General features: G+C 52.2%; 22 protein-coding genes and 1 pseudogene. 2 read left to right on the plus strand and 21 right to left on the minus strand.

Annotated features, from left to right (window positions below):
* Positions 1-11: 11 nt before the first annotated feature.
* The 7 genes from rnr to aroC form a co-directional block, all read right to left on the minus strand.
* Complete coding sequence (gene rnr / locus H8S44_RS09755) at positions 12-2,144, minus strand: ribonuclease R (RefSeq protein WP_186873503.1); 2,133 nt, start codon at positions 2,142-2,144, stop codon at positions 12-14.
* A gap of 133 nt (positions 2,145-2,277) precedes the next feature.
* The gene (gene secG / locus H8S44_RS09760; RefSeq protein WP_186873504.1) at positions 2,278-2,514 is read right to left on the minus strand and encodes a preprotein translocase subunit SecG; all 237 of its coding nucleotides are present in this window, start codon (positions 2,512-2,514) and stop codon (positions 2,278-2,280) included.
* Positions 2,515-2,516: 2 nt separating this feature from the next.
* Positions 2,517-4,061: a 2,3-bisphosphoglycerate-independent phosphoglycerate mutase gene (gene gpmI / locus H8S44_RS09765; RefSeq protein WP_186873505.1), complete on the minus strand. Its 1,545-nt coding sequence runs from the start codon at positions 4,059-4,061 to the stop codon at positions 2,517-2,519.
* Positions 4,054-4,356: a preprotein translocase subunit YajC gene (gene yajC / locus H8S44_RS09770; RefSeq protein ID WP_186873506.1), complete on the minus strand. Its 303-nt coding sequence runs from the start codon at positions 4,354-4,356 to the stop codon at positions 4,054-4,056. Before yajC ends, gpmI begins: the two co-directional genes overlap by 8 nt.
* Positions 4,357-4,480: 124 nt before the next feature.
* Positions 4,481-5,614: a tRNA guanosine(34) transglycosylase Tgt gene (gene tgt / locus H8S44_RS09775; RefSeq protein WP_186873507.1), complete on the minus strand. Its 1,134-nt coding sequence runs from the start codon at positions 5,612-5,614 to the stop codon at positions 4,481-4,483.
* 6 nt (positions 5,615-5,620) lie between these two features.
* Positions 5,621-6,556 (minus strand): ketopantoate reductase family protein, encoded by a 936-nt coding sequence (locus tag H8S44_RS09780; RefSeq protein WP_186873508.1) that lies wholly within the window; start codon positions 6,554-6,556, stop codon positions 5,621-5,623.
* Between the two features lies 1 nt (position 6,557).
* Positions 6,558-7,658: a chorismate synthase gene (aroC, locus tag H8S44_RS09785; protein WP_186873509.1), complete on the minus strand. Its 1,101-nt coding sequence runs from the start codon at positions 7,656-7,658 to the stop codon at positions 6,558-6,560.
* Positions 7,659-7,833: 175 nt separating this feature from the next.
* Between aroC and H8S44_RS09790 the strand changes: the two genes are divergently transcribed.
* Positions 7,834-8,076: a YlmC/YmxH family sporulation protein gene (locus tag H8S44_RS09790; protein WP_186873510.1), complete on the plus strand. Its 243-nt coding sequence runs from the start codon at positions 7,834-7,836 to the stop codon at positions 8,074-8,076.
* A gap of 65 nt (positions 8,077-8,141) precedes the next feature.
* Here H8S44_RS09790 and H8S44_RS09795 read toward each other — a convergent pair.
* From H8S44_RS09795 to H8S44_RS09815, 4 genes and pseudogenes are all read right to left on the minus strand, one after another.
* Positions 8,142-9,920, minus strand: a pseudogene (locus H8S44_RS09795) (M56 family metallopeptidase).
* 2 nt (positions 9,921-9,922) lie between these two features.
* The gene (locus tag H8S44_RS09805; RefSeq protein ID WP_186873513.1) at positions 9,923-10,294 is read right to left on the minus strand and encodes a BlaI/MecI/CopY family transcriptional regulator; all 372 of its coding nucleotides are present in this window, start codon (positions 10,292-10,294) and stop codon (positions 9,923-9,925) included.
* A gap of 104 nt (positions 10,295-10,398) precedes the next feature.
* Positions 10,399-10,896 (minus strand): CarD family transcriptional regulator, encoded by a 498-nt coding sequence (locus tag H8S44_RS09810; RefSeq protein WP_186873514.1) that lies wholly within the window; start codon positions 10,894-10,896, stop codon positions 10,399-10,401.
* A gap of 258 nt (positions 10,897-11,154) precedes the next feature.
* The gene (locus tag H8S44_RS09815) at positions 11,155-11,802 is read right to left on the minus strand and encodes a Crp/Fnr family transcriptional regulator (RefSeq protein WP_186873515.1); all 648 of its coding nucleotides are present in this window, start codon (positions 11,800-11,802) and stop codon (positions 11,155-11,157) included.
* A gap of 174 nt (positions 11,803-11,976) precedes the next feature.
* On the opposite strand from H8S44_RS09815, the gene H8S44_RS09820 reads away from it, so the two are divergent.
* The gene (locus tag H8S44_RS09820) at positions 11,977-13,767 is read left to right on the plus strand and encodes a flavin reductase (RefSeq protein ID WP_186873516.1); all 1,791 of its coding nucleotides are present in this window, start codon (positions 11,977-11,979) and stop codon (positions 13,765-13,767) included.
* 307 nt (positions 13,768-14,074) lie between these two features.
* On the opposite strand, the gene tsf is transcribed toward H8S44_RS09820, so the two are convergent.
* The 10 genes from tsf to dxs form a co-directional block, all read right to left on the minus strand.
* Positions 14,075-15,013, minus strand: a complete 939-nt coding sequence (tsf, locus tag H8S44_RS09825) for a translation elongation factor Ts (protein ID WP_186873517.1) — start codon at positions 15,011-15,013, stop codon at positions 14,075-14,077.
* Between the two features lie 83 nt (positions 15,014-15,096).
* A complete protein-coding gene (gene rpsB, locus H8S44_RS09830; RefSeq protein WP_186873518.1) occupies positions 15,097-15,831 on the minus strand; it encodes a 30S ribosomal protein S2 in 735 nt (244 codons plus the stop codon).
* Between the two features lie 221 nt (positions 15,832-16,052).
* Positions 16,053-17,495, minus strand: a complete 1,443-nt coding sequence (glgA, locus tag H8S44_RS09835) for a glycogen synthase GlgA (protein WP_186873519.1) — start codon at positions 17,493-17,495, stop codon at positions 16,053-16,055.
* Between the two features lie 123 nt (positions 17,496-17,618).
* A complete protein-coding gene (gene spo0A / locus H8S44_RS09840; RefSeq protein WP_186873520.1) occupies positions 17,619-18,425 on the minus strand; it encodes a sporulation transcription factor Spo0A in 807 nt (268 codons plus the stop codon).
* Positions 18,426-18,552: 127 nt separating this feature from the next.
* Complete coding sequence (spoIVB, locus tag H8S44_RS09845) at positions 18,553-19,776, minus strand: SpoIVB peptidase (protein WP_186873521.1); 1,224 nt, start codon at positions 19,774-19,776, stop codon at positions 18,553-18,555.
* A 256-nt stretch (positions 19,777-20,032) separates the two neighbouring features.
* Positions 20,033-21,736, minus strand: a complete 1,704-nt coding sequence (gene recN, locus H8S44_RS09850) for a DNA repair protein RecN (RefSeq protein WP_186873522.1) — start codon at positions 21,734-21,736, stop codon at positions 20,033-20,035.
* A 10-nt stretch (positions 21,737-21,746) separates the two neighbouring features.
* On the minus strand, positions 21,747-22,196 hold the full coding sequence (locus H8S44_RS09855) for an arginine repressor (RefSeq protein WP_186873523.1): 450 nt from the start codon (positions 22,194-22,196) through the stop codon (positions 21,747-21,749).
* Positions 22,197-22,211: 15 nt separating this feature from the next.
* The gene (locus H8S44_RS09860) at positions 22,212-23,084 is read right to left on the minus strand and encodes an NAD(+)/NADH kinase (protein ID WP_186873524.1); all 873 of its coding nucleotides are present in this window, start codon (positions 23,082-23,084) and stop codon (positions 22,212-22,214) included.
* Positions 23,085-23,102: 18 nt separating this feature from the next.
* Positions 23,103-23,951: a TlyA family RNA methyltransferase gene (locus H8S44_RS09865; RefSeq protein ID WP_186873525.1), complete on the minus strand. Its 849-nt coding sequence runs from the start codon at positions 23,949-23,951 to the stop codon at positions 23,103-23,105.
* Positions 23,952-23,962: 11 nt separating this feature from the next.
* The gene (gene dxs, locus H8S44_RS09870) at positions 23,963-25,831 is read right to left on the minus strand and encodes a 1-deoxy-D-xylulose-5-phosphate synthase (RefSeq protein WP_186873526.1); all 1,869 of its coding nucleotides are present in this window, start codon (positions 25,829-25,831) and stop codon (positions 23,963-23,965) included.
* Position 25,832: the final 1 nt, after the last annotated feature.

Genomic DNA, 25,832 nt, shown 5'->3' on the forward strand with positions numbered 1-25,832 from the left:
TACCTGAACAGTTACTCCATATCCTTTTCCGATAATAATTCGTAATCAATGGTTCTGCACAGCCGGTCTGTTCCCTTCACCCGGATGCGTACCCGCTCACCGATATGCCAGATTTTCCCTGTCCGGGCTCCCTGAAGCTCACTTCCGGCCTCGTCGTATTCGTAAAAATCATCCTTCAGGGAATTCACATGAACCAGACCCTCCACCGTATTGTTCAGCTCCACGTACAGGCCGTAAGCCGTCACCCCGGAAATGACACCGTCGAACTGTTCGCCGATATGCTGCTCCATATACTCCACTTTCTTCAGCTTCACGGTCTCTCGCTCTGCCTCCTCGGCCCGCCGCTCCAGTTCGCTGGAACGCTTGGCCACCTCCGGCAGAATAGCCTCATAGTGCACCACCCGGTCACCGTTCAGCCGTCCCCGCAGGTTCTCCTTGATAATCCGGTGAATCTGCAGATCCGGATACCGCCGGATAGGCGATGTAAAATGACAGTAATGGGTGGCCGCCAGTCCGAAATGCCCGGTACAGTCGGTGGCGTACTTGGCCTGCTTCATAGAACGTAAGGTCAGGCGGCTGATCATGGCCTCCTCCGGCGTCCCTGCGATCTTATCCAACAGCTTCTGTACTTCACCCGGGTGGATCTCATCCCCTGCCGTATGCAGACTGTAGCCGAAATTCCGGATAAAAGTGCCCAGACGGCTCATTTTCTCACTGTCCGGCTTCTCATGAATCCGATATACAAAGGGCTGGGCCTGCCAGTAATAGTCCTCGGCCACAGTCTCATTGGCCGCCAGCATGAAATCTTCAATCAGACGGGTAGCCGTATTCCGCTCGTAGGGCCTGATGTCAATGGGATAGCCCTTTTCATCCAGAATCACCTTGGTCTCCGGGAAATCAAAATCAATGGATCCCCGCTTTCTTCTCCGCTTCCGAAGGAGGGCCGATACCTCCGCCATCTCCTTTAACATGGAAACCAGCTCCGGATAGAGCGCCGTCTCCTCCGGGTCATCGTCCAACACCTTCTGGACGCCCGTATAGTTGAGTCTGCGGTTCACGCAGATCACAGTCTCCGCAATGGTATGACCGATAATCCTGCCTTTCCCGTCAATGGTCATGATACAGCTTAAGGCCAGCCGGTCTTCCCCGGCATTCAGGGAACAGATACCGTTGGAAAGGGTACGCGGCAGCATGGGAACCACCCGATCCGCCAGATAGACGCTGGTGCCCCGATCAAGGGCCTCGTGATCCAGAGCGCTGTTCTCCTGCACATAGTTGGTCACGTCAGCGATATGCACACCCAGCACATAGTTATCGCCATCCCTCCGCAGGGAAACCGCATCGTCCAGATCCTTTGCGTCCTCGCCGTCGATGGTGACGCAGACCTCATCCCGGAGATCCAGCCGTCCGGCACGATCCGCTTCGGATACAGGCTTCGCCACCCGCTCTGCCTGGTTCAACACCCGCTCGGGGAATTCCGTGGGGATGCCATAGGCCAGCATAATCGCCAATACCTCGGTGGCCGGATCGTCCGCCTCGCCAAGAATCTGCATAATCTTACCTTCAGGATTCTTCCGTCCTTTTCCATAGTCGGTAATCTCCGCCACCACTTTTTGTCCGCTGACCGCAGGCCCGATTTTCTCCAAAGGAATAAAAATATCGTGATTGATCCGCTGATTATCCGGCACCACAAAGCCGAAATTCTTGCTGCGATCGAAAGTTCCGATAACTTCAGTCAGGCCGTGGGACAGAATCTTCGTGATCACACCCTCTGGCCGCTTTCCTGCGTAGCCCTTGAGCACCACCTCCACCGTATCGCCCAGAAACGCGTCCCCGGCGTCATTTTCTCCGATGAAGATATCCTGCTCCTCGCCTTCTACAGACACAAAGCCGAAGCCTCTGGCATGGCTTGTATACACGCCGACGACCTTTTTAATCTCCGCTTTTCCGTAGCGTCCCCGCTTGGACAGGGAGATTTTCCCTTCGGAAAGAAGCTCGTCCAGAACCCGGTTCAGCTCCTCCCGGTCCTTCTTCTCCACCTGCAGGATAATGGCCAGCTCTTTCTGCTTCATGGGCACGTAACGGGGATCGTTGATAAAATCATATATAATTTTCTTTCGCTCTTCAAATGTCTTGTCTGCCATAGTTCCTCCGGCTCATCTTATAAATCCTGCCAGCATGCCAGCCAGTGCCTGAACTTCTGAACGCATGCCTCATTGCCATAACGCAGAAAGCACCCACGGTCATCCCGGGAGTGCTTTATCTGTCGTAATCATCTTAAAAAATGTTTAAATTCAGTACCAGTGCCAGTACAATAAAGGCAATCGCCAGAATTTTGGTCGCAAGCACAATCTTTCCCTCTGCGGAACGGCTCTTATTCTGCTCCCAGAAAGAATTGCCGCCTGCGATAGCTCCCAGTCCGTTGGATTTACCTTCCTGCATCAGTACCACTACGGTCAACGCGATGCATACCAGCACGAACATGACCATTAAAATCACTCGGATAACTCCCATGCTTATACCTCCTTAACCAGCAGAGACTTGCCGGTCATCTCAGCAGGCTGCTCCATTCCCATCAGCTCGATGAGCGTCGGAATGATATCTGCCAGACAGCCATTTTCTCTTAACCGGTATGCCGGATCTGCGTTCACCAGAATGAACGGAACCGGATTCGTGGTATGTGCTGTCCAGGGCTCGCCTGTCTTATAATCAATCATCATCTCGGCATTGCCGTGGTCTGCGCAGATAAACATCTGGCCGCCAACCTCTTTCACTGCCTCTACTGCGCGTCCCACGCAGCCATCCACAGTCTCGATAGCCTGTACCGCTGCCGGAATCACACCGGTGTGGCCGACCATATCCGGGTTCGCGAAATTGATGATAATCACATCGTACTTATCAGCCTTGATGGCCTCTACCAGCTTGTCGCAGACTGCCGGAGCGCTCATCTCGGGCTGCAGGTCGTAGGTGGCTACCTTCGGGGACTTCACAAGGATACGATCCTCGCCCTTGTTCGGCTCCTCCACGCCGCCGTTAAAGAAGAAGGTCACATGGGCGTACTTCTCAGTCTCAGCGATACGAACCTGAGTCATATCATGAGCTGCCAGATACTCGCCAAAGGTATTGTGAAGCTCTACCTTGTGGAAAGCTACCAGCTTGTTCGGAATGGTGGCGTCATATTCGGTAAAGCATACATAGGTGAGATCCAGACGCTTCTCTCTTGGGAAGCCTGTAAAATCATCACAGCAGAATGCTCTGGAAATCTCTCTTGCCCGGTCCGGACGGAAATTGAAGAAAATCACGGAATCGCCGTCCTGAATGGTAGCTACCGGCTTGCCGTCTTTCTTGACTACGGCCGGAATCACAAACTCATCGTTCACGCCCGCCTCGTAGGATGCCGCAATGGCGCTGACACCGTCGGCTGCCTCATTGCCCTCGCCCTTTGTGAGCGCGTTATAAGCTTTCTCCACGCGATCCCAGCGGTTATCACGGTCCATGGCGTAGTAACGTCCCATAACGGAAGCTACCTCACCAACGCCGATCTCCTGCATCTTATCAGTCAGTTCCTGTACGAAATCTTTTCCGGATGCCGGCGGTGTATCGCGGCCGTCCAGGAAGCAGTGTACATAAACCTTTGTAAGACCGTGGCGCTTTGCCAGCTCCAGCAGTCCGTAAATATGGGTATTGTGGCTGTGTACGCCGCCATCGGACACCAGTCCGAACAGATGCAGCGCGGAGTTCTTTGCTTTCGCGTTCTCCACCGCCTGTACAAGCGCTTCATTTTCAAAGAAGTCTCCATCCTGGATCTCCTTTGTGATACGGGTCAGCTCCTGATATACGATGCGTCCCGCACCCATATTCATATGTCCTACCTCGGAATTTCCCATCTGTCCGTCCGGAAGTCCTACTGCCAGTCCGCTGGCATTTCCCTTTACATAGGGATACTCCTTCATCAGACTATCCATCACCGGAGTCTTCGCCATGGCGATGGCATTTCCCTCCGGATTCTCATTCAGGCCGTAGCCATCCAGAATCATCAATACTGTCGGTTTCTTACTCATTGTTCTTCTCCACCTCTGCGATAGCTGCTTTCTTCATCGGAATTCTGCAGTTGCGGTTGCTTCCGAACTCTACGATTACGTCATCCTCGGTAATGTCGATGAGAACTCCATAAAATCCGCTGGTGGTTACCACCACATCGCCCACTTCCATGGTAGAAAGCATGGCATTCACACGCTTCTGCTCCTTCTTCTGCGGGCGGATAGCCGCGAAATAGAAAAATGCTCCGATTACTACTAAATAAAGAACCACCGTGGTCCAACCCATAGCCGTACTGCCTGTTGCAAGTAAATTCATTTTCATTCCTCCTGGATTCTAACGCTGCAGATCCCGGAACTGCTCCGTTCTTCTGCGCACTTCTATTATACTAGCATACTTCCCGATCTGCGGTCAAGTACTCCTGACCCATTTTATACTTATTTTATACGTTTCCGCTCATCATGCCGTCCAGCTTCCGCTTCTTGTAAGCCTGGTATTGTCCCGCGTCGATGGCGTCGCGGATCTCGGTCATCATGGTGTTATAGAAATACAGGTTGTGAAGGACGCACAGACGCATACCCAGCATCTCCTTGGCCTTCAGCAAATGCCGGATATAGGCTCTGCTGTAACGGCGGCAGGCCGGACACTGGCAGCCCTCCTCGATGGGACGGTCATCCAGCTCGTATTTGGCATTGAACAGATTGATCTTGCCCTGATTGGTGTAAAGGTGGCCGTGACGGCCGTTCCGGCTGGGATAAACACAGTCAAAGAAGTCCACGCCCCGATCCACGGCCTCCAAAATATTGGCCGGTGTGCCTACACCCATCAGGTACGTTGGCTTGTTCTCGGGAAGATACGGCGTCACCGCCTCGATGATCCGGTACATATCCTCATGGGTCTCTCCCACAGCCAGACCGCCGATGGCATAGCCGTCCAGATCAAGCTCGGAAATCTGTTTTGCATGTTCGATTCGGATATCCTCGTAAATAGCGCCTTGGTTGATGCCAAAGAGCAGCTGATTTTTATTAATGGTATCCGGCAGGCTGTTCAGACGCTGCATTTCCGCCTTACAGCGGCCCAGCCACCGGGTGGTACGGGCCACGGACTTCTCCACATAGTCCTTATCTGCCAGAGCAGGAGCACACTCGTCAAAGGCCATGGCAATGGTGGAGGCCAGATTGGACTGAATCTGCATGCTCTCCTCCGGACCCATAAAAATCTTTCTTCCATCGATATGGGAGTTGAAATACACGCCCTCTTCCTTTATTTTGCGTAAGGAAGCCAGGGAAAATACCTGAAATCCGCCGGAATCTGTCAGAATTGGCTTGTCCCAGGACATAAATTTGTGAAGGCCTCCCAGCTTCTTTACCACCTCATCACCCGGGCGCACATGCAGGTGATAGGTGTTGGAAAGCTCGATCTGGGTCCCGATCTGCTCCAGATCGGAGGTAGCCACCGCGCCCTTGATGGCCGCTACGGTTCCCACGTTCATGAATACCGGTGTCTGCACGGTTCCGTGAACCGTGGTAAATTCAGCCCGCTTGGCGTGGCCGTCTTTTTTCAATATCTTATACATTTATAATTACAATCCTCTCTTTTTTAATTCTTCGATTATTTTATGATACATGGGCATATCCACATGGTACTCCGCCGCCATATCTTCCACTGCGTATACCAGACCGCGGATCTCCGAAGCATGTCCTTTGGCGATATCCCGCTGCATGGAGGTTCCTGCCTCCGGGCTTAAGTCATCCAAAATCTGCAGATTTCGTTTCACCACATCCTCCTGAAACTTCAGTCCCATGGCCAGTCCCAGCTTTTCCAGCTCCCGATCCATGGCAATGAAGGTCTCCCGGGGTTCTCCCTGCTGTTGGAAGACTCCTGCCTGAGCGTGGAAGTATTCCCCGGCCGCCGCCATGGGACTGGTGTACATGAACTTCTGGAAGGTATCCCGTTTCACCTCATCCGTGTAAGCGCCATCGATTCCGGCTCCGTCCAGATCTGCTTTGGTCTGCGCCAGCTTTTCAAGGGTGGCTTCACCGGCCGTCTGTCCCGGTCTGAGGCCGTAGACCACCCGGAAGATATCGCCGCCATGGGTGAGCTCACCCGGCGCGGAAGCGGTGGCCGCCACATAGATGCAGCCGTCCGTCACAGTCATGCGGGGCAGCGCTCTCTGCATTCGTTCTCCGGTGCCGTAAATATTGAGAATGGGTATCACTACCGTGCCTTTGTCACCTACCCGATCCGCCAGGGCGATGGCGTCCTCCAGGGAATAATCCTTCACACAGACAAAGATTACATCTGGTGTCTCCATATATTCCTCCATGGTCATAGCCTTAATGGGAAATACACGGAAATCCCCTTTAGCCGTCCCCTTCATGGTGATTCCCTTTTCCCGGAAGGCTGCAAGCTGCGCTCCCCGAGCCAGAAAAGTCACATCCTGTCCGGCCTGTGCCAGAAAAGCCCCGATACTTCCGCCGGTGGCTCCCGAACCTGCGATTACATACTTCTGTCTCATCTTATCGTCCCCATATTTTTTTTACATTGTCCATTTTCGCGCTCATGCCTGCGAACAGGGCATCCACCAGGGTCAATGCCGTCATAGCCTCCACCACGACCACCGCTCTTGGCACAATCACCGGATCGTGACGGCCATGGATACTCAGTTCCCTGTTTTCTCCGGTCTTGCTGACCGTATGCTGAACCGCAGCCACAGAGGGCGTAGGTTTTATGGCCGCCCGAAATACAAGATCGCTTCCGTCGCTGATGCCACCCAGAACGCCGCCTGCATGATTGGTCTCTTTTTCGATGCCATTTCCACGGTTCACAAAGGCATCGTTATTCTCAGTTCCTCTCGCTCTGGCTGCCCGAAAGCCGTCTCCGATCTCAAAACCCTTCACAGCTCCGATGGACAGGATGGCCTTTGCCAGATTCGCGTCCAGCTTCTCAAAACAGGGATCTCCCGCTCCTGCTGGCATACCGGTTACCACGCATTCGATGACACCGCCCACAGAATTCTGTTCTTCCATGCACTGTTTCGTATAGGCAGCCGCCTTCTCCGCCGCTTCGGCGTCCGGCATGGAAAAGGCGTTCTTACCAATCTCCTCCCGGTCAAACCGGCTGTCGTCGATCTCCACCGGTCCGATGGACCGGGTATAGGTACAAATGGTGATTCCCAGCTCCTTCAGAATCTTGGCCGCCACTGCTCCGGCCGCCACCCGGCCGATGGTTTCCCGTCCCGAGGAGCGTCCGCCGCCCCGATAATCCCGGAAACCGTACTTGCAGTCATAGGTATAATCCGCATGTCCCGGCCGATAGCAGGACGCGATCTCACTGTAGTCCTGGGAGCGCTGTGAGGTATTCCGCACCAGAATGGAAATGGGCGTACCCGTAGTCTTTCCTTCAAAAACGCCCGAAAGAATCTCCGCTTCGTCGCCCTCCTTCCGGCTCGTGGTATACCTGGACTGTCCCGGTTTTCTCCGATCCAGATATGCCTGAATATCCCCTTCCTCCAGGGGCAGTCCTGCCGGACAGCCGTCGATGACCACGCCCAGACCTTTTCCATGGGATTCTCCCCAGGTGGAAATAGAGAACTGCTTTCCGAATATTGAACCTGCCATATGCTTTCCTCTTTTCTCTTTCTGTTCCCGCGCCTGTACCGGCACTTTTATCTGAAGCTTTTCTATCTGAAATTCTCCTGTCTATCATACCGAACTTCTGCCCGTTCGTCAAATAGTTTCACCCTTTCCCCTTTCCCGCATATTCTGATCTCAAGAGAAGCTTCCGAGGTTTCCCATGACTTTCTGTGAACTCCGCGAAAAGGATGTGATAAACATCCGCGATTGCAAGCGTCTGGGCTGCGTCTGTGACCTGACCTTTGACTGTAAAAACGGCTGCATCCTGTCTTTGATGGTCTCCTCCGGGGAAAAGCTCTGGGGAATCTTCGGAAAGGAACAGGAATGCGAAATTCCTTGGTGTAAAATCCGTCAGATCGGGCCGGATATCATTCTGGTGGACCTGGATGAACGGCAGAAATAACGCGTTTGTCAAAAGGAGCCGGCGCCACCTGCGCCGACTCCTTTCTCCATAACTTTATCCGTTTTTTATGGAAACTCGATCTCCTTTGGCACCCAAATCCGGCTGCCCTCCGTGAGACCCGGCTGGGTCATCCGCACCCGGACAGTTCCGTCTTTGAACTGATAATTCACCCACACGTCGCTGCCCTCCGCACTCTCAGTGGTGCCAACACCTCCAGAAACATGAAGAGTGGTCTCCAGCGCCTTCACCGGAGTGGAAAATGCCTCCCCATAATAGGAAGCGTAAGAACCTGCGCTGTCATTCCGGACCAGATAAGAGGCAAAGGATTCCCCCATTTCACCTGACGCGTTCAGATAATCCGGCTGCCACATACGGTAGGCCTCTTCAAACTCCTCGCTGCTGGTGATCACATCAAAGTACCGGACCTGCCATTCGGTGACCTGATAGATATCCCCGTTCTTTTTCAGGGTAATGTAGTCCTTCCGGGACCACCACAGCGGATCACTGGTCATGGACGGATAGGTGATCTCTGCCTTCGCTGTTCCATCCCCAAAGCTTACGCTGATCCGGGGACTATCTGCCGTAAAGGGACTGGACACGCCCATGGTCTTCGTTCCATCCTCCAGGATCTGAATCCCCAGATCGTCCCGGCTCTGAAGGGTGGGGCTTAAAAGCTCCCAGACCGTATCCGCGTCCCGGTCTGCCGAAGCCTTTGCAAAGGTCTCTACCACCTGAAACGCCTGTTCCACCTCCCCATTCAGGCTGAGATTTTCCCCGGACAGAATGGAGACTTCATCACTTCCGCTCTCTCCGCTACCCAGGGTTCCCGCCAGGAAAATAGAGGTAGGTCCGTCCGCTCCGCCAATGATGTCCGTCCTGGACGGATTGGACAGGCAGGACCAGAAGACGCCTATTACTAAAGCCACTGCTGCCCCAATGATCTCTGCCTTCGTTTTTACCCGGTAACGAAGGATATTCTTAATACGGGCCTTGATGGAATTTTCTCCGAAGGCCACCGGCGTGCCGGTCAGAAAACCGCCCGGAGCAGAAAGCTTCAGAAGAAAGGTGCTGTAATTCTTCTTTTCTCCCACTCCCAGCCGCTCCAGCACCTGCTCGTCGCAGGCCATCTCCATATCCCGGGTCAAAAGCGCAAAGGCCAGCCACAGCAACGGATTGAACCAGTGCATCACGCAGACGCATCAGGTCACCAGCTTTACTCTGGAATCCTGCCGCCGCTTGTGGTTCCGCTCATGCTCCAGAACCAGGATTCTCTCTTCCCCGGAAAGCCCAATGGGAAGATAAATTCGAGGCCGGAAAAAGCCCAGCAGAAAGGCCGAACCAATCCGGTCGGACTCATAGACGTCCTCCTCCGTCCACACGGCAAGCGCCGTTTTCCGGCGAAGACTCAGCCAGGAAAGAAAGCCGAAGGCCAAAAGCGCCAAAACACCCGCAAGCCACAGGCTGAACAGAAGGGGCACGATCCCGGATACTCCGCTACCGGCAGCTACTGTCCCGATTCCGGCCTCTCCTCCTTCGGAGGCTATGCCGCCCAGCCCCGCACGCTGCAGAACTGCTGCCAGTCTGGCAGACTGATATCCGGCCAGGGTAAAGGTCATTCTGCTCCCTTCTGCATGAAATCCGGGCAGTCCGTCCAGCAGCCCATAAAGGCTGAATGCGGAATGAAAGGATACGGGACACACGGCCCGGATAAAAACCGGCAGCCATAGAAATGTCAGATACCGCTTCGGCAGACGGCCGCACACCGTCCGCACCACCAGAACCAGAAGCATCGCCAGGGAAGCGGCCATAGTCAGATTTCCAAGTAAAATCAGCCAGGCATTCATGCTTACCCCTCCTCTTCTTCCTGATAGGAGTCAATCAGCTTTTTCAATTCCTCTGCCTCTTTCCGGCTGAGCTTTTTCTCTCCCAGAAAGGCCGTCACAAAGCCCGGCAGGGAATGGTCAAACCACCGTTCCACCACCGCCTGGCTCTCATATCGCTGCACGTCCTCTTTTTTCACCAGGGCCGTCACCCTGGAATCCTCATTTTTCAGAATTCCACGTTCACAAAGCTTCCGAAGCACCGTGTAGGTGGTGGACTTTTTCCAGCCCAACCTCGGCAGGCAGGCCTTGTACAGTTCCGTGGAGGTCAGCGGCTCCAGCTCCCAGACGATCTCAAGCAGACGGTATTCCGCATCATACAGCTTCAGTTCTTCCATACTCCGTTCCCCTTTTCCTGTGTCTATGATCTTATGGTTTTTGACAGATTTATTGCATTAAACCGGTTTATTTAAATAAACCATATCATAGAAAGGGAACCCTGTCAATTCATTTTTTCCATAATATATGCTTTTACTTCTTCCTTGGGCATATCAAAGGCCACGGCCAGTTCTGCGTAGAGATGATCCTCCGCCGCATGGAAATAGCGCTCATCCACCGTAGTGGCCCGCTTTCCCTGGGCCATGCGCTGCCGTCCCCGCTGATAAGAAGTCTTAATGATCCGGACCCACTCTCCAGGATCGCAGCTGCGGATGGCCTCCTTGTACTGTTTTTCCCGCTCCTTATCATTCTTTTCCCATAGCTCTTCGATCTCCGGAATCTTCTTTACCAGGGCGTCGGCTTCCTTCTTTGTCATAACCCGCCGTATTTTCGTCTTTTCATTGTCCACCGGCGTAAAAATGGTACTTCCGTTCTGGAAACAGGGGCGCAGTACATAATACATCCGATCCTCCGCAGCTCCCTTCATATTCAGAGCCGTGATCTCCTCTACCCTGCACACTCCTGTGGTTCCATACACCACATAACCGCCTTTTTCAAACATTGCGAACCTCCTTTTCTGTCAGCTCCGGAACCTCCGGCGCGTTCTTTTGTTCTCTCCCGTATCGGGTTATCCGATTACTCGAAAAAACCCGCAGCGCTGGAAGCGAAACGGGTTTCATCGGGTTACTATAGCATTATAATAACAGAAAATTTAGTTATTTTCTAACAGTTTTTATTTTATTGCATGTTTTTCGTGATTTTGCACGATAGCTGATGGACTATATTTGTGGAAAAATTCCATAAAATTGGGGCTTCTGGCCTATCGCTCTCCTATTTTCAGGGTAATATTCCGCCCTTTTTTCTTCAGGATCCCCTCCTGTTCCAGATTCTTCAGTTCCCGGGTCATGGCGCTCCGATCTACACTCAGGAATCCGGCCAGCTCCGTGTAGGACATGGGAAGCCGGATCTCCCTGCTCTGCCGTTCCTCTGAAAGGCTTTCCAGATAGGCCAGCAGTTTTTTCCGGGTGGTGGTCCTGGACAGCACATAGATTCTCTGCACCTGCTGTCTGGACTGCAAGGCTATCATCTGGAGGAGATTGCTGACCATCTGGCTGTGATGATGGCAGGCGTTTTCACACCGTTTGATCACATGCGCATAATCAATGAACATGACTCTGGTGGTCTCCTCGGCCTTCACATAATAATTCTGGGACTCTGTCGGGAGCAGAAAGGGTTCTCCGAATACGGCGTCTTTTCTCAGCTCATCAATCAGGTACTGATTCCCCTCCTCGTCACAATAATACAGCACCGCGCGTCCGGACAGAATCAGTCCGATTTTATTCATGGAGCTTGCGTATTCAAAAATCGTTTCGTTATTCTGAAAGCAGGCCTCCCTTGCCTGAAAGCAGACCCGCATACGTTCCTGTTCCTCCGGAAGAATATCTGTAAAAAGTGAAATTGTGGGCATACTATGTTCTCCTCTTCTGTATCACCGATGGATGTTTCTTTTATTATAATACGAACTTTTTTTCAATAAAAGTGTTTTTTGTGACTTTTGCAACAGAATTATTTTTCCTTGTGTGTTACTATTTTAACAAGCAAAATAGAACTGCCAAACTACCCAGAAATCGGAGGAAACACTATGAAAATCACAGATACCATCAAATATGTAGGCGTAAACGACCATCAGGTGGACCTTTTCGAAGGCCAGTATCAGGTTCCGAACGGCATGTCCTATAACTCCTATGTGATCCTGGATGAAAAAATCGCGGTCATGGATACGGTGGACGCCAACTTCACCCATCAGTGGCTGGACAATATCCAGCAGGTTCTGGAAAACCGGAAACCGGATTACCTGATCGTTCAGCACATGGAGCCGGACCACGCTGCCAACATCGCCAATTTCCTGAAGGTATATCCGGACACTACCGTAGTCGCTACTGCAAAGGCTTTCAACATGATCGGCAACTTCTTTGAACTGGATCTGGATGGTCAGAAGATCGAAATGGGAAATGGCGGCACCCTTTCCCTGGGCTATCATCAGCTCACCTTCGTATTTGCTCCCATGGTACACTGGCCGGAGGTCATGGTGACCTATGACAGCACCGATAAGGTTCTCTTCTCCGCTGACGGTTTCGGCAAATTCGGCGCTTTGGATGTAAACGAGCCCTGGGACGATGAGGCAAGAAGATATTTTATCGGAATCGTAGGAAAATACGGCGTACAGGTGCAGAACCTTCTGAAGGTGGCCGCTACCCTGGATATCCAGACCATCTGCCCCCTGCACGGACCGGTTCTCACCGAGGATCTGGGACATTATATCGGCCTTTATGATACCTGGTCTTCCTATAAGCCTGAAGATGACGGCATCGTAATCGCTTACACCTCTGTATACGGGCACACTAAAACCGCAGTTTCCATCCTGGCTGACGAGCTGAGATCCAAGGGCTGCCCGAAGGTGGTAGTCTACGATCTGGCAAGGGATGATATGTCCCAGGCTCTCAGCGACGCATTCCGCTATTCCAAACTGATTCTTGCAACTACCACTTACAACGCAAGCATCTATCCGTTCATGAATGACTTTATCACCCGCCTGGTTGAACACAACTACCAGAACCGTACCGTAGGTCTCATTGAAAATGGTACCTGGGCGCCTCTGGCTGCGAAAATCATGAAAGAAATGATGGACAAGTGTAAGAAAATCAACTGGCTGAAGAATTCCGTACACATCTGGTCCGCAGTGAAGGACGAAAACCGCAAGCAGATCGAAGCCATGACCGATGAGCTTTGCAAGGAATATATTGCCAAAGACAACTCTCTTGCAAATAAGAACGATATGACCGCCCTCTTCCGCATCGGATACGGCCTCTATGTGGTAACCTCCAACGACGGCAAGAAGGACAACGGCCTGATCGTCAATACGGTCACCCAGCTGACTGACAATCCCTACCGCGTGGCTGTGAATATCAACAAGGCAAATTATTCCCACCATGTGATTCAGCAGACCGGCGTTCTGAACGTGAACTGCCTGTCCGTGGACGCGCCGTTCTCTGTCTTCCAGCAGTTCGGCTTCCAGTCCGGAAGAACTGTAGACAAGTTCGCCGGTGAAAAGGTCAACCGTTCCGGAAACGGCCTCATCTTCCTGGATAAGTACATCAACGCGTTCATGTCCCTGAAGGTGGAGCAGTATGTGGATCTGGGCACTCACGGTATGTTCATCTGCAGCGTAACCGAAGCCCGCGTCATCAACGACCGGGACACCATGAGCTACACCTACTACCAGCAGAATGTAAAACCCCAGCCGGAAACCGCCGGCAAGAAAGGCTTCGTATGCAAGGTCTGCGGCTACATCTACGAGGGCGACGAACTCCCCGCAGATATTATCTGCCCGCTGTGCAAGCATGGGGCGGTGGATTTTGAGCCGATTCAGTAGGGGTTTTGAAAAATCAGTTTTTGCAATTACGAAAAGATACGGCAGAGCTTTCAGGTTCTGTCGTATCTTTTCATTTTTCCAGATTTAAGCCGCTGTTGTAACTGATTTTTCCATGGTTAAAATACCGTATGACGATGAAATTACAAAAAAGAAAGGCACAGCCAAAGCCACACCTTTCTTCTGTATACATAGAATAGTCAAATCTGCAAAATCCGAACTCCGCAAAGTGATGTGTGTGCATTAGGTACTTTACGGAATCGCTCTTTTCAGATCTTTATAGCATGTATTTTATAAAATCTTCAGAGGATTACATTCCCATCTGCTTTGCAACCTCTGCTGCAAAGTCCTCATTCTTCTTCTCCATGCCTTCGCCGGTCTCGAAACGAACGAACTTCTTGATGGTGATGTTTGCGTTATTCTCTTTTGCTACCTGAGCTACATACTTGGCTACGGACTGCTTTCCATCCTCTGCCTTTACATATACCTGGTCAAGCAGGCAGATCTCTTTGAGCTCCTTGTTGATACGGCCCTGGATCATGCCCTGGATAACCTTCTCCGGCTTCTGGGACTCCTTCGGGTCGTTCTGAATCTGAGCCATCAGGATAGCCTTCTCTTTCTCGATGTACTCCGGCTCTACCTCAGCGTCGCTGGTGTACAGCGGCTTCAGAGCTGCAGCCTGCATAGCTACATTCTTAGCCATCTCACGGATAGCGTCGTTGATAACGTCTGTCTCAACGTCTACCAGAACGCCGATCTTTCCGCCTGCATGGATATAGGAAGCAACGAAGCCGTTCTCCTCCTCTACCTGTGCGAAACGACGGATGTTCATATTCTCGCCGATAACAGCGATCTGGGAAGCAAGTGCCTCCTTTACAGTCAGAGTCGGGTCTTTCTCCCACTTCTCTGCCAGGAACTCGTCAATATCTTTTGCAGTAGTCTTAACAGCCTGAGCTGCTACATCTGCTACGTAGGACTGGAACTTCTCGTTCTTTGCAACGAAGTCAGTCTCAGCGTTTACCTCTACAACAACAGCCTTGTGGTCGTCGTTTACCAGGCAGGTATCTACGATACCCTCAGCTGCGATACGGCCAGCCTTCTTCTGTGCGCTTGCAAGGCCTTTCTCTCTCAGCCAGTCAACAGCTGCGTCCATATTTCCCTCGGTAGCTGTCAGGGCCTTCTTGCAGTCCATCATACCAGCGCCGGTCATTTCTCTTAACTCTTTTACCATTCCTGCTGTGATTGCCATTTTTCATCCCTCCAAATTCGTTTGTGTAAGCCGCGTGTGTCAAAACTGACACACGCGGATAAAGCTCTTACTTTCAGACTAACTTAAGCCTCTACGGTCTCCTCAGTCTCAGCTTCCTCTGCAACTTCCTCAGCTGCTCCCTGGTTAGCCTCAACGACAGCGTCTGCCATCTTGGAAACGATCAGCTTTACGGCTCTGATAGCGTCATCATTGCCCGGGATTACATAGTCCAGCTCTTCCGGATCACAGTTGGTATCAGCGATTCCGATAAGCGGAATACCCAGTGTATGTGCTTCCTGTACGCAGATTCTCTCTTTCTTCGGATCTACTACGAAGATCGCATCCGGGATTCTCTTCATATCCTTGATACCGCCAAGGTTCTTCTCAAGCTTCTCCCACTCTTTCTTCAGTGCGATAACTTCCTTCTTCGGCAGTACCTCAAAGGTTCCGTCCTCAGACATCTTCTCGATAGCCTTCAGACGAGCGATTCTGCTCTGGATGGTCTTGAAGTTGGTCAGCATACCGCCGAGCCAACGCTCATTTACATAGTACATACCGCAACGCTCTGCCTCAACCTTGATAGCGTCCTGAGCCTGCTTCTTGGTACCTACGAACAGGATGCTTCCGCCCTGTGCAGCGATATCAAATACTGCCTTGTAAGCCTCATCTACCTTTCCTACAGACTTCTGCAGGTCGATGATGTAGATGCCGTTACGCTCTGTGTAGATGTACGGAGCCATCTTGGGGTTCCAGCGTCTTGTCTGATGTCCGAAATGAACACCTGCTTCCAGTAACTGCTTCATTGAAATTACACTCATGTTTCTTTCCTCCATTTGGTTGTTCTTCCGCGAGTTTCTTCACCGTGAAATACCGGTTCACATGTGAGCCAGGCACCTTTCCCGGTTCCGCCCGCGTGTTTTTTCGCTAACTTTGAAAGTATAGCATAAGAAAAGGGCTTTGACAAGCCCTTTTCCCATTATTCATTCCTAAAAATTTGTAATTTTCTTACGGAGCCAGACATCCAGCCTACTCCGTTAAATTACCCGGCCAGCCAGTTATACAGCTCCTCATAACGCTTTGCCGAGCTGTTCCAGGAAAAGTCCTTCGCCATGGCGCGGTCGATGATCTTGTTCCACTCCCGCTTCTTATCATAGTAGATATGCTCTGCGTACCGGATGGTATGCAGCATCTCATGGGCGTTATAATTCGTGAAGCTGAATCCGGTACCCTTGCTCTCATATTCATTGTAAGGCTCCACCGTATCCTTCAGGCCTCCGGTCTCCCGCACAATGGGCACGGTTCCGTAACGGAGGCTCATGAGCTGGCTTAAGCCGCAGGGCTCAAACTGGGACGGCATCAGAAAAGCGTCGCAGGAAGCGTATACCTTATGGGACATGGCCTCGGAGTAGAAGATATTCGCCGATACCTTGCCCTGATACTTCCATGCAAAATGGCGGAACATGTTCTCATACCGCTCCTCGCCGGTACCCAGAGCCACGATCTGTACCTCGTCCTGGCACAGCTCGTCCATCACGTAGGCGATCAGGTCGAAGCCCTTCTGGTCTGTCAGGCGGGATACGATACCGATCATCATCTTCTTCGGATCCACATTCAGTCCCAACTCCTGCTGCAGTGCTGTCTTATTCTTAATCTTTTCTTTCCGGAAGTTGACTGCATTGTAATTCCGGACAATGTACTTGTCTGTCTCCGGATCATACTCCTTGTAGTCGATTCCGTTTACGATACCTCTGAGGGAATTGGCGCGCGCACGCATCAGTCCGTCCAGATGCTCTCCGTAGTAAGGCATCTTAATCTCTTCCGCATAGGTATCACTTACGGTGGTCACCGCGTCCGCATATACGATGCCGCCCTTTAAGTAGTTGGCGTCTCCGTACGCCTCCAGCTTATCCGGTGTAAAGTAAGACGCATCCAGTCCTGTAATATCTTTCACTGTCTTCATGTCCCAGATACCCTGGAACTTCAGGTTATGTATGGTCATAACCGTCTTGATTCCCTGGAAGAACGGATTATTCTGGAAGGAATCCTTCAGAAATACCGGAACAAGTCCTGTCTGCCAGTCGTGACAGTGGATGATATCCGGCCGGAAATCCAGGGACGGCAAAGCCGAAATGGCTGCCTTTGAAAAGAATGCGAATTTTTCAATATCCTCGTAAATATTGCCATAGGGCTTGGGCCCTGCAAAATAGTATTCGTTGTCAATGAAGTAAAACTTCACGCCGTCGTATTCCAGCTCCAGGATCCCCACATACTGGCTACGCCATGCCAGATTCATATAGAAATGGGTCACATACTTCATTTGATCGCGCCATTCCTGCTTGATGCACAGATACTTGGGAACCATTACACGGATATCATATTCCTCTTTGTCAAAATACTTTGGCAGAGAACCTACTACGTCGGCCAGTCCTCCTGTCTTGATAAACGGGACTGCTTCCGAAGCAACAAACAAAATTTTCTTCACTGTATTTCCTCCCCGGTCTTCGTAATAATAATTTATATCTATTATAGCGCATTTTCAGAGGATTTGAAAGCAAAATTTGTGCATTTTCTCCATTCCCTTACTTTTTCCAAAGAGACTTATGTTTCAGGACACTTTTGCCTTATATTCCAGCCTGATCCGGTCCGCCACCAGGGCAATGAACTCGGAATTGGTGGGCTTTCCCTTTCCGTTGCTGACTGTGTAACCAAAAAGCGCGTCGATAGTATCCATCTTTCCGCGGCTCCATGCTACTTCGATGGCATGACGGATGGCACGCTCCACTCTGCTGGGTGTGGTCTCATGATGCTTGGCGATGGTCGGATACAGGATTTTGGTGACGGAATTCAACATCTCCATATCCTTCACGGACATCATAATGGCATCCCGGAGATACTGATAGCCCTTGATGTGGGCCGGAACACCGATTTCGTGAATCATATTAGTCACATCTGTTTCCAGGTCATGTTCCGCATAGGCAGGTTTCAGCTTTACCGTACCGCTGCTCCCTCTGCTTCCGTTACAGACCTTTTCACCCCGATCCCGAATGCTCCTCAGTCTGCCCAGCAGCATCTCGTTATTAAAAGGCTTCATCATGTAATAATTGGCACCCAGGGCAAAGGCATCTTCGGTGACATTTTCCTGCCCGATGGCGGAAATCACGATAAAGACAGGCTTCTTTTCCAGGGCATTGTCCGCTTTCAGCTTCTCCATGACGCCCAACCCGTCCATTCCAGGCATAATCAGGTCCAGGAGAACTACATCCGGAGTGTTCTTTTCGATCAGTTTCACAGCCTCCTCCCCATTTCCGGCTGTTCCGACGATTTCCATCTCTTTTTCTCCCTGTATTAAAGTATTCAGAAGTTCTACCATTCGTTCATTATCGTCCGCAATAACCACGCTTAACTTTTCCATATGCACCCTCCTGTCACTTTCCTGTCTGCCTTTTCTTTTGTACCAATTATATTCCATTGTTTCCCATATCTCAATTCTTTTTCTCTGTCATTTTTGTATATTATTGTGCATTTTTCGACATTTCCTTCTAACGTATCAACTGTTCCAACATATTTTCGATGAAAATGCCGAAGCCTTTTGCAGAATCCTGCACAAAAACATGGGTAACCGCGCCGATTATTTTGCCATTTTGTAGAATCGGGCTGCCGCTCATACCCTGGACGATGCCGCCTGCCGTCCTTAAAAGCTCCGGATCCGTCACCCGCAGCACCATTCCCTTATTTACATCCCGCTCCTTCCGGTAGATTTCGATAATTTCTGCCCGGTAATCCCGGATTTCACCACTCATGCCGCTTCTTATCCAGGCCTCCCCCAATTCCACCTCCTGCCGGTACCCCACCTGCAGTGCTTCAGTCCCTGCCCTGTCCTTCAGCCGTTCCGTACAGGTACCGAAGATTCCCGCCACCGTATTTTTCTCCAGGTTTCCGCACAGAAGCTGCTTCCTGTAGCGGATGAGCCCGGTCAGCTGCCCCGGATCGCCGGTTCTGCCCCGCCGGATGCCCACAATCTCCGTATCATAGAGATTTCCCTCGGACATTTCAAGCAGGGTTCCCGTATCCGCGTCCGCAATGCCGTGGCCCAGGGCGCCAAAGCTTCCTTCCTTTGTCAGAAAGGTGAGGGTTCCGATGCCCTGGGTATTGTCCCGGACCCAGATCCCAAGCTTATAGGTACCGTCCGGGGCTTCCACCGCTTTCACCTGAACCTTCCGTTCTTCTCCTTCACGCTCCAGCCCCAGAAGAACCGGTTTTTCTCCTGTCTCCTGCACCCTTTGGATCAGATCCTCCTTTTCCGTTACTGTCTTTCCGTTCACACTGCAGATATAATCGCCGCCCTCCACGATTCCCGTCGCCGGCTCATGGTTCAGGCCGTCCGCTCCTTCCACAGCTCCGGTTCCCACCGCCAGAACGCCCCGGGTCTCCATATAGATTCCCACCGGCATACCGCCTGGAATCAGCTCCATTGGATCCCGGACCGTCACCTGGACTTCCTTCAAGGGGATCACGCCCAGATATCTGTATTGTATGCTATAGCTCCCCTCCTGTCCGCCTGACACAGAGACCTCTTCCACTGCCGGAGTACGGGTCTCCGTCACAAAAATGCTGCCGGTTCCGGGCCCCTTTTCTCCCCGGGTCTGCACATAGGCATCCGGGATCTGTTCTTTTGCTTCCCCATATCCCAGAGCCAAAAGCCCTGCCAGGCACAACGCCAGAATCCCGGTGAGCACCAGCCGGTATTTTTTTCTTATCTCCATGCTTTCACATCCTTCGCTGTCATGAAAAAGAATGTGCCAATGGCACATTCTCGCGCCGAGGCGCGGTTGCCTTAGCAACCATCTACCACTGCGCCGAGTGCGCATCTTTGCAAGCTCTGCTTGCTTTTATGGAATAAGGAATTCCATCGGAATTTCCTATTCCATGAAAAAAGGATCCAGATTTTAAATCTGAATCCTCTTCTTGTCTGTACACTTAGTATGTGAAATTTCTTTTGTATCAGTCTGCCAGTTTCTTCTACCCTTGTTTTCCTGTCTGTTCCTGGCTTTTGCAGTTCTCTGCCAGTTTTTTCATTTCTTCCGCATTTTTTACAACGGCGTCTGTAATCTCCGCACCGCCCAGAATCCGGGCCAGCTCCTGCACACTTTCCTCCCGGCTCAGACGCCGCACTGCCGTATGAGTTTCGCACTGTTCCACATGCTTTTCGATACGGTAATGGCTGTCTGCCATGGCCGCGATCTGGGCCAGATGGGTAATGCAGATCACCTGTCTGGTCTTTCCCATAAGCATCATCTTCTCCGACACCTTCTGGGCCGTTCGTCCACTGATTCCCACATCGATTTCGTCAAAAATCACCGTTTCGATCTCGTCCCGATCCGCCAGAACTGTCTTAATAGCCAACATAATTCTCGAAAGCTCTCCACCGGATGCCACCTTCATCAGCGGCCGCAAAGGTTCTCCCGGATTCGTGGATATCCGGAACTCCACGTCATCCTTTCCCTGGGCCGTGTACTCAGAAAGCTCCTCGAAGTGCATCTCAAACTCCGCATTCAGAAAGTTCAGATCCACCAGATGGCTCCGGATTTTTCCGCAGAGATCTCCAGCCGCCTTTTTCCGGATCGTTGTAACGGTTCCGCATAACTTCGCAAGCTCCTTTTCTGTCTCCGTCAGACGTTTTTCCAGTCCCGCCACATATTCGTCATAGTTTTTCAAAAGCTCCAGGCGCTCCTGCTGCTTTTTCTCATAGGCCAGGACCTCGTCCAGAGTCTTTCCATACCGGGCCTTCAGATAGTTCAGCTGATTCAGGCGCTCTTCTGTCTCCGCGAACTCCGCCTCTTCAAACTCCAGCCCGGAACGGTACTCAGACAGATCCCGGTTAAAATCATTCAGAAGGCCGTCCAGCTCTGTGAGCTGCTCCACCAGAGCGCTCAACTCCCCATCACAGGAGGCTGCTCCCTGCAGCTCCCGGAGAGCTCTTCCCAGGCTGCTGCCGGCTCCTTCCGCCTCCTCATATCCGGTCAGAGCGTAGGCCGTTGCCACCGCCTCCGCGATTCTCCGGGCATTGATCATCTTCTGATACCGCTGCTCCAGACGCTCGTCCTCTCCCGGCTCCACTCCCGCCTTTTCGATCTCGTCAACCTCAAACTCCAGCAGGGAAATCTCCCGCAATCTGGCATCCTCGTCGGTACGGGCCTCCGAAAGCTCCTTCTTCAGATCTTTCCAACGCCTGTATGTCTCCCCGAGTTCCTTTTTCACGCTCTTCAGTTCTCCGGCTCCAAAGGCGTCCAGAATCTCCAGATGCTTCTTTTTCTGAAGCAGAGACTGATGCTCATGCTGACCGTGTACGTCGATGAGCAGGGATGAGACCTCCTTCAGCCTGGCCAGGGTTACCGTCTCACCATTGATTTTATTTACACTTCTTCCGTCCATAAGCTTTCTGGAAATGATAACCTGTCCCTCCTCGGGAAACACATCCAACTGCTTCAGACGCTCTGCCAGTTTCTCTTCCTCTGCCGTAAACACCAGCTCCGCCAGGGCGTAATCCGCCCCGGGGCGCAGCATTTCCCTTGAAAACTTTCCCCCAAGGGCCAGATTCACCGAACCAATCACCAGGGATTTTCCGGCTCCGGTCTCTCCAGTCAGAATATTTAATCCTTCTGTAAATTCAATTTCTGTCTCACGGATCAGCGCGAGATTTTTTACATGCAGATGTGTAAGCATAGTTTTCCTTTCAACCGTTCAATGCCTTGCGAAGCTTCTCCATGACCAGCATGGTATCGTCCACAGAACGTACTGCACAGAAAATGGTATCGTCTCCTGCGATACAGCCTACGATCTCCGTCCAGTGCAGGCCATCCAGGGCCGCCGCTGCCGCCATGGCCATACCGGCCACGGTCTTAATGACCAGGATATTCTGGGCCATGTCCATGGAAACGAAACTTTCCCTGAGAATGCCGATATACTTTCCGCTCAGCTGACCGCCGGGCCCCGGCACCACCACGTAACGCTGTTTGCCCTCCACAGTCATCTTCGTCAGTTTCAGCTCCCGGATATCCCTGGACACCGTAGCCTGGGTCACCCGGAATCCGGCCTCGTTCAACCGTCCTGCCAGCTCCTCCTGGGTCTCGATGGCATACTGATTTATCAATTCAATGATCTTTGCATGCCGTTCTATCTTCATGTTCTGTCCTCCTGCCTAGTTGCCCCGCATTTTGTCACGCAGGACCTCCAGAAAACTGACCCTGCTGATTTTCAGAATATTCACCGTTTTTTCCGACTTCTGTATCTCCACGTAATCCCCTGTGGCCACCGGAACCTGCACTTCTCCGTCAAAAGTGACAAAGGCTTCCTCCCGGTGATTTCTGCGCCCCGCTCCGGCCCGGATGGTCACCCGGTCGCCGCCGGACAGCACAATACTTCTGGCCGTCAGCGTATGGGGACAGATGGGCGTTACCACGATCATGGACGCCATGGGGGACACGATGGGACCGCCTGCCGACAGGCTGTAACCCGTGGAACCGGTGGGTGTGGAAACGATCATTCCGTCTGCCGAATATCGGTTCAGCTTTTCCCCGTTTACCTCCACCTCATAGTCGATGATACGCAGAGCTCCCGCCCGGTTTACTACGATATCATTCAGGGCCAGATTCCGTACCGGATCTCCGTCTGCCCGGTGTACGGTTCCCTCCAGAAGCATCCGGGGTTCTATGGTATAGTTGTCCAGAATCAGGCTATCCAAGGCCTCGGAGATGCCGGACTTCTCGATCTCTGCCAGGAAACCTAAGGTTCCCAGATTCACGCCCAGCAGGGGAATATTCCGGTTCACCGTGTCCCGTGCCGCCTGAATCAGGGTACCGTCTCCCCCCAGCACCAGAATACATTCTGTTCCCTCCGGAATCAGCTCCGCGTCTGTATACCGGTAGTTTCCCCTGCCCGGTACCTCGTCCTTCTTCTGATATTCCCGCACCGTACACTCGCAGCCCCGGGATTTCAGATACTGGTAAATCTGATCTGTGGTCTCCAGATTTTTATCTTTCTCGCTGTTGGTAATCACATAGAATCGATTCATCCCTCTTGTTCCGTCCCTTTATTTTTCTTTATCCAGAGTTCCATGGGCCTCTTCCACGATCTGCTTCGGATCGATGGAATCCGGAAGATGAGTCCGCATCTCCTCCCAGTCGGGAAGCTCCTCTGTGGTTCCCCGGTCTGTCTTCTGCAGCCAGGTCAGATACTCGATATTCCCTTCAGGTCCCTTGATGGGAGAGAACTCCAGGGCCAGAATATCAAAACCGATGGACCAGGCGTAGGTCAAAACCATCTGAATGACCTCCAGATGGGTACTTTTTTCCCGCACCACGCCCTTTTTACCTACCTTTTCCCGGCCCGCTTCAAACTGGGGCTTGATGAGAGCCACCACCTCGCCGTCATCGCTTAAAAGCTCCCGCACCGGAAGCAGTACTTTGGTCAGAGAAATAAAAGCCACGTCAATGGACGCGAACTGGGGCCGCTCTTCGATCTGATCCGGAGTCAGATAACGAATGTTGGTCTTCTCCATAGCTACCACTCTGGGGTCGCTTCGCAGCTTCCAGTCCAACTGATTGGTCCCCACATCCACGGCGTAGACCTTGACCGCGCCATTCTGAAGCATGCAGTCCGTGAAGCCACCGGTGGAGGATCCCACATCCATACAGATCTTTCCTTCCAGTCCCAGGTCAAAATGTGCCACAGCCTTCTCCAGCTTCAGGCCGCCCCGGCTCACATACCGAAGCTTCTGTCCGTGAATCTCGATGGGGGCTGCCTCGTCAAACACGGAACCGGCCTTGTCCTCTCTCTGACCCTTCACAAAGACCTTTCCCTCCATGATAATAGCTTTCGCTTTTTCTCTGGACTCCGCCAGTCCTCTGCTCACCAGAAGCACATCCAGACGTACTTTCATATCTTTTCTCCTTACATCTGCCCGATATAGGCCGTAATAATCTGTTTTGCAATGGTCTCCGCATCCAGGCCCACTTCTTTATAAAGCAGAGCCACGTTACCATGCTCCACATACTCGTCCGGAAGGGCGATATTCAGAACCGTCATATCCAGCTTCCGGTCGTTCACATACTCCAGCACATGATCGCCGAAGCCTCCGCTCCGTACATTCTCCTCCAGGGTCACCAGAATCCGGTGCTGCTTTGCCATCTCTTCCACCATCTGCTCATCCAGAGGCTTCACGAAACGGGCGTTGACAAGCGTACAGTTATAACCCGTATCCTTCAGGATATTCCGCACCTGCTCCGCCGTCTTCACCATGCTGCCCACTGCCAGCAAAGCGATATCCGCCTCCTCATACAGCATTTCACTCTTTCCGTACTCTATGGGTGCCCGGAACTCCTGCAGGCCGTCGTAGGCCTCGCCTCTGGGATACCGCAGGGCAGCGGGTCCCTCATAGTTCACCGCAAACTTCAGCATATCTGAAAGCTCCCATTTATTCTTCGGAGCCATAATGGTCATATTCGGGATGCTGGACAGATAGGACAGGTCAAAGATGCCCTGATGGGTCTCTCCGTCGCTTCCCACCAGCCCTGCCCGGTCGATGGCAAATACCACATGGAGATTTTGAATACAGACATCGTGAAGCACCTGATCGTAGGCCCGCTGCAGGAAAGAAGAATACACTGCCACTACCGGCTTCATACCGCCTGCAGCCAGTCCCGCCGCAAAGGTCACCGCGTGCTGCTCGGCGATTCCCACGTCAAAGAACCGTTCCGGGAACATATTCTTAAAGCGCTTCAGGCCGGTCCCATCGGGCATAGCCGCTGTAATAGCCACCACTTTCTCGTCCCGGTCACCCAGCTTTCGCATAACCGTGGAAAAAATATCTGTGTAATTCGCTTTGGCCCGTCTGCTCTTGGGCAGACCCGTTTCGATGACAAAGGGCTCCGCCCCATGGAACCGGGAAGGATGACGCTCTGCCGGCTCATAGCCTTTGCCCTTCTTGGTACAGACATGGATAAGTACTGCATGGCGCACCCGCTTGGCCTCCTTGAAAGTCCGGATGAGCTGATCAATATTATGACCGTCCACCGGGCCCAGGTACGTGATGCCCATATCCTCAAAGAACATTCCCGGAATCACCAACTGCTTCAGGCCGCTCTTGGTCTTCTTCAGCTGCCGCACGATGCCGTCGCCGTATACCGGAATCTTCTCCAGGGTGCTCTGCAGGCCCTCTTTAAAGTTATTATATCCCTCCGCGGAACGCATACCATTCAGGTACTGGGACAGACCGCCCACATTCTCCGCGATGGACATCTGGTTATCATTCAGAACGATAATAAAATTACTCTTTAACTGGGAGGCATTATTCAAGGCCTCAAAGGCCATGCCGCCGGTCATGGAACCGTCGCCGATAACGGAAATCACGCTCTGGCTTCCCCCTGTCAGTTCCCGTGCCTTCACCAGACCGATGCCCGCAGAAATGGAGGTAGAGCTGTGTCCCGTATCAAAGCAGTCGCAGTCGCTCTCCTTGCGCTTGGGGAATCCGCTCATACCGCCGTATTTGCGCAGTTCATCAAAGCCTGCCTTTCTTCCTGTCAAAAGCTTATGGGTGTAGGACTGGTGTCCCACGTCCCAGACCACTTGATCCTGCGGGAAGTCAAAGGCCAGGTGCATGGCCATGGTCAGCTCCACCACGCCCAAATTCGACGCCAGATGCCCTCCCGTCACGCTTATCTTTTCAATCAGGAAATCCCGTATCTCCTGCGCCAGCGGCTCCCACTCACTTTTATCCAGTTTCTTTATATCATTGACCTGATTGATTCTCTCCAGCAGCATG

Origin of the sequence: Anaerosacchariphilus hominis, assembly GCF_014290175.1 — a bacterium.
GTDB lineage: Bacteria > Bacillota > Clostridia > Lachnospirales > Lachnospiraceae > Laedolimicola > Laedolimicola hominis.